This window comes from Microcystis sp. M109S1 (genome assembly GCF_020247025.1).
In the GTDB taxonomy this organism is placed as follows: Bacteria; Cyanobacteriota; Cyanobacteriia; order Cyanobacteriales; family Microcystaceae; genus Microcystis.
This window is the reverse complement of record NZ_JADBRW010000340.1, coordinates 1-4,535: the sequence shown is the minus strand read 5'-3', so window position 1 is coordinate 4,535 and position 4,535 is coordinate 1. Positions and strand designations below refer to the sequence as shown.

The following is a 4,535-nucleotide window of genomic DNA, read 5'->3' as shown; positions in this document are numbered from 1 at the left end:
TGTCCCACGGTACGTTGACCGCCTATAGCTTCTTGTACTTGTTGCGCGCGACTTTTTACCCGGCCAAGCTTTTCTGGTCGGAACCCCCTAAGCCGAGTTTTCAAGGTGCTGCGCCGTCCACTTGGTTTTCGAGACTGGCCTCTTAATTCTAACGTAAAGCCGCCGTTCTACGGCGGGGTTTCAGACCCAAAATTTCCCATGACCACTACCGGTTCTTTTGATGACTCTCTGTTCGCAAGAGGGGATTCTCTTCTCAAGCGAGCCTCCGATGATGTTCCCGAGAAAATTATCGGAACGATTTTGTTCGCCTGCGCCCTTGTATCTGTAGTCACAACCTTCGGCATCGTCGCTATTATTTTCAAGGAAACTGTCGCTTTTTTCCAGGAAGTAAGTTTCGGGCAGTTCTTCTTGGATACCCAATGGACTCCCCTTTTTAATCCTCCCCGTTTCGGGATCTGGCCGTTGATTAACGGAACCCTTTTAACCACGGTCATCTCAATGGTGGTCGCAGTTCCGTTGGGATTGTCTTCAGCGATTTATCTGGCCGAGTACGCAACCCCGAAAGCAGCTTCTATTCTGCGTCCGGCCGTGGAAATTCTCGCGGGAATTCCCACCGTAGTTTACGGTTACTTCGCACTGATCTTTCTAACGCCCTTACTACGGAATTTTTTACCCGTAGAGGTTTTTAACGCCCTCAGCGCGGGATTAATGATGGGAATCATGATCACCCCGACCGTCGGTTCGATCAGCCTAGACGCGATTAAATCGGTTCCCCGTTCCCTGCGCGAGGGTTCCTACGCCCTAGGAATTACCAAGCTGGAAACAATTTTCAAGGTGGTTCTGCCGGCCGCCCTATCGGGGATTATGGCTTCGATTATTTTGGGGGTTTCCCGTGCGGTGGGAGAAACCATGACCGTCCTGATCGCGGCGGGTGCTCAACCTCGTCTAACTTTCAATCCACTGGAATCGATCGCCACCATGACCGCTTTTATGGCGCAGGTTTCTAGTGGAGATGCCCCCAGAGGGAGTTTCAATTTTAAATCCATCTACGCGGTCGGTGCGGTGCTTTTCCTGATCACTCTGGCGCTCAATATCGGCAGTTATTGGATTTCTAATCGCTTTAAGGAAAAATACGACTAATTATCATGGTTAAATCTTCTCCTACTAGGGATACGGCCGTCTTTAACGATCGACTCGAAAGCCGAGAAACCATCGGCAAAATCTACGAGTATGTTTTCTTGATCGGATTACTCGTCGGTCTATTCGTTCTCGCTCTACTGTTGTTCAATGTCCTTCATGACGGACTGGCCCGCCTACTCACCCCCGGTTTTCTCACGGAAACCCCCTCCCGTTTTCCCGATCGCGGGGGAATTCGCCCCGCGATTATCGGTAGCCTCTATTTGGGAGTAATCGTGATCTTGGTAGCGGTGCCCATCGGGGTGGGAGCAGCCCTATACCTAGAAGAATACGCCCCGAAAAACTGGTGGACGGCGCTGATCGAGGTGAATATCGGCAATCTGGCCGGGGTTCCCTCGATCGTTTACGGTTTGCTCGGTTTAGGGGTCTTCGTCTATTTACTGAATTTCGGCTCTACCCTACTTTCCGGGGCCTTAACCCTTGCGCTTCTCTCGCTGCCAGTCATTATCGTTGCGGCGCGGGAGGCGATCCGGGCGGTTCCCGATTCCCTCCGCCAAGCCTCCTACGGTCTAGGCAGCACCAAATGGCAGACGCTCCAACACCATGTTTTACCCTATGCGGTGCCGGGGATTCTCACGGGGGTAATTATCTCCGTGTCGCGGGCGATCGGGGACGCGGCCTCGCTAGTGGTCGTGGGAGCGGTGAGTTTTCTGACCTTCGATCCTGGTTTATTCGAGCGATTTATGGTACTGCCCATTCAGATTTTTAGTTATGTCTCCCGTCCTGAACCCGGTTTCGCCAACGCCGCCGCCGCAACGATTATTGTTCTGATCCTTTTGATCATGGCGCTGAACGCCATCGCCATCTATCTACGTCAACGTTATTCGACACCGAATTAGGGAAGGCAGCAGGCAAGGGGGTAGATACTTGACATCCCCTACTCCTGCACTCCCCACTTTTCCCTTTTAACCAGTCGTTTAATCATACTCAGGAGAATTTTTGCCATGACTACCCACCTTAACCCAGATCACAGTGTTTTCGATGCGGAAGGTGTCAAAGTTTTTTATAACGGGTTTCTCGCTCTTATGGATGTTCATATTAAAATTCCTGCGCGAAAAATCGTCGCCTTTATCGGCCCCTCCGGTTGCGGGAAAAGTACCCTCTTGCGCTGCTTTAACCGCATGAACGATCTGATCCCCGGCGCCAAGGTGGAGGGAAGATTACTCTACCGAAATCAGAATATTTACGATTCGCAGGTCAACGCGGTCAAGTTACGGCGACAGGTGGGGATGGTTTTCCAACGTCCGAACCCTTTTCCCAAGAGCATTTACGAGAATATCGCCTACGCGCCCCGAACCAACGGTTATCAGGGAAATCTTGAGGAATTGGTCGAGTATTCCCTGCGGCAGGCGGCGATCTGGGAGGAAGTAAAGGACAAACTGAAAGAAAAAGGAACGGCACTATCGGGGGGACAGCAACAGCGCCTCTGTATCGCCCGTGCGATCGCTATGAAGCCAGATGTTTTATTGATGGATGAACCCTGTTCGGCTCTCGATCCCATCTCTACCCGTCAGGTGGAGGAATTGTGCCTACAACTGAAGGAAAGTTACACGATCATCACCGTCACCCACAATATGCAGCAGGCATCGCGGATCGCCGACTGGACGGCATTTTTTAACACCGAAACCGATTCGTCTGGGAAACGCCGGGGGAAATTAGTCGAATTCAGCCCCACGGAAGTTATGTTCGGTAATCCGCAAACCGACGAGGCCCGGGAGTATATTACCGGGCGATTCGGGTAATTGAAACAGTAAAGAAGGCTGATAGTCTGTTTTTCAAAACCGTGCGCGGTTTGATCCCGAAACACCCCTTGGTATGAATATAAAAAACTGGATTTTCGCCATTTTGTTGGTTTTTGTCCCGATCTCGATCGCTGGGAATTTCCTCCATTGGGACGTGACGATCATTTTTCTGAGCGCCTGTCTGGCGATCGTTCCCCTGGCCGCTTACATGGGAAAGGCAACCGAGGAAATCGCCGTCGTGGTCGGTCCTAATCTTGGCGGTTTAATGAACGCCACCTTCGGTAACGCTACCGAATTAATTCTCGCCTACGCCGCCCTGGAAGAGGGTTTGATCGAGGTGGTGAAAGCGACGATTACCGGTTCGATTATCGGGAATCTGCTTCTGGTAACGGGCTTATCGATGTTTTTCGGCGGCTTACGCTATAAAGAACAGAAATTCCAGCCCGTGACCGCCCGTTTAAATTCCTCGTCGATGAATCTCGCCGTCGCAGCGATCCTCCTACCCACGACCGTTCAATACACCTCCGCCGCAATCCAGGAGATGGCGATACAGCGTCTCTCGGTAGCGGTGGCGGCGGTATTAATTTTTGTGTATTGTCTGAGTCTGCTTTTTTCGATGAAGACCCATACCTATCTTTACGAGGTGGGGGGCGCAGCTCTCGCTCAAGAGCTGGGAGAAGCCGTAAGCGTAAAAAAGCCGAATCTCTGGCTGTGGGTGGGGATATTATTTCTCGTGACGATCGGGGTGGCGATCGAATCGGAATTGTTAGTTAATACCCTAGAGGAAGCCACGAGCGAATTAGGATTAACGACTCTCTTCACCGGGGTGATCCTGCTGCCAATTATCGGCAACGCGGCCGAACACGCCACTGCGGTTAGGGTCGCCTTAAAAGACAAAATGGATCTAGCGGTTTCTGTCACCGTCGGTTCGAGCCTACAAATCGCACTTTTTGTCGCACCCGTCCTCGTGATTGCGGGTTATTTCCTCGGTCAGCCGATGGCTCTCGATTTCGATCCGTTTGAATTGGTCGCCGTCGCCGTCGCCGTCTGGCTGGCCAACTCGATCAGTAACGACGGTCGCTCGAACTGGCTAGAGGGCATATTACTCGTCGCGACCTACGCGGTGATCGCCCTCGCTTTCTTTTTCCATCCCGCACCGGGTTGACATCCTCGCCGCCGTAAAACGGACGGCGATTCCTCACCACGCCACCTTTTTAGAATGGTCGCTGAATGGGGTTGACGCGACCCGGGATGCTGCTTCTTTAACAGTAGTCTTACGCTTTCCTCCACGTCCGTTTAAAGTCTCCGAATGTCCTCCGGCGACCTTGATATTTACCGCAGCGTTTACATCTCGATCATGAAAAGTTCCACAGAAAAGACATTCCCACTCACGTATATTTAACGCCTTTTTCCCGCCGATATTCCCGCAACAGGAACATCGCTGAGACGTTGGCTCCCATCGGGAAATTATCCGAAAATTACGCCCATATTTATCGGACTTTGCTCATAGCATATCTCGAAAAGAACGCCATCCTCAGTCTGATATAGCACGGGATAGCTTACGATTTTTAACCATTCCCGATGTGTTTAAATCCT

The 4,535-nt window shown here is 51.6% G+C and carries 4 protein-coding genes and 1 pseudogene; 4 read left to right on the top strand and 1 reads right to left on the bottom strand.

Features of this window, described 5'->3' with window-relative positions; translation table 11 throughout:
- The first annotated feature begins 198 nt into the window (after positions 1-198).
- From pstC to cax, 4 genes are all read left to right on the top strand, one after another.
- The gene (gene pstC, locus IM322_RS17165) at positions 199-1,140 is read left to right on the top strand and encodes a phosphate ABC transporter permease subunit PstC (RefSeq protein ID WP_287674569.1); all 942 of its coding nucleotides are present in this window, start codon (positions 199-201) and stop codon (positions 1,138-1,140) included.
- Between the two features lie 5 nt (positions 1,141-1,145).
- Entirely contained in the window at positions 1,146-2,036 is an 891-nt protein-coding gene (gene pstA / locus IM322_RS17160; protein WP_286825075.1) for a phosphate ABC transporter permease PstA, read from the top strand.
- A gap of 105 nt (positions 2,037-2,141) precedes the next feature.
- Positions 2,142-2,939 (top strand): phosphate ABC transporter ATP-binding protein PstB, encoded by a 798-nt coding sequence (gene pstB, locus IM322_RS17155; protein ID WP_287674568.1) that lies wholly within the window; start codon positions 2,142-2,144, stop codon positions 2,937-2,939.
- A 73-nt stretch (positions 2,940-3,012) separates the two neighbouring features.
- Positions 3,013-4,104, top strand: a complete 1,092-nt coding sequence (gene cax / locus IM322_RS17150) for a calcium/proton exchanger (protein ID WP_287674566.1) — start codon at positions 3,013-3,015, stop codon at positions 4,102-4,104.
- Between the two features lie 33 nt (positions 4,105-4,137).
- On the opposite strand, the pseudogene IM322_RS17145 reads toward cax, so the two are convergent.
- Positions 4,138-4,535 (bottom strand): annotated as a pseudogene (locus tag IM322_RS17145) (RNA-guided endonuclease InsQ/TnpB family protein); the annotation flags it as partial.